Source organism: Vibrio sp. 1078-1 (assembly GCF_033340475.1).
Window position 1 is genome coordinate 1 of record NZ_JAWOWM010000529.1, and the last position, 621, is coordinate 621.

Genomic DNA, 621 nt, shown 5'->3' on the forward strand with positions numbered 1-621 from the left:
ACCGTATTCTTGGTGAAGAACGTGTTGTGGTATACGACATGCCAGGCACAACTCGTGACTCAATCTACATTCCTATGGAACGTGATGGCCGTGAGTATGTAATCATTGATACTGCGGGTGTACGTCGTCGTGGTCGTATTAACGAAACGGTTGAGAAATTCTCTGTTGTTAAAACGTTGAAAGCCGTTGAAGACGCAAACGTAGTGCTATTGGTTATCGACGCACGTGAAAACATCTCTGACCAAGACTTGAGCCTGCTAGGTTTTGCATTGAACGCCGGTCGTTCAATCGTACTAGCGGTAAACAAGTGGGATGGTCTAGATAACGAAGTAAAAGAGAACGTGAAGAAAGAGCTGGACCGCCGCCTAGGTTTCGTTGACTTTGCTCGTATTCACTTTATCTCTGCACTGCACGGTACTGGTGTTGGTCACTTATTTGAGTCTATCCAAGAAGCGTACAAGTCGGCAACGACACGTGTTGGTACCTCTGTTTTGACTCGTATCATGAAGATGGCGACTGATGATCACCAACCGCCAATGGTTCGTGGCCGTCGTATCAAGCTAAAATACGCGCACGCAGGTGGTTACAACCCACCAATCGTCGTGATTCACGGTAACATGG

At 47.2% G+C, this 621-nt stretch carries 1 protein-coding gene; it reads left to right on the forward strand.

From position 1 onward, the window contains the following. Positions 1–621 (forward strand): GTPase (locus tag R7190_RS28600; protein WP_318138025.1); only part of this gene is annotated, 621 nt, incomplete at both ends.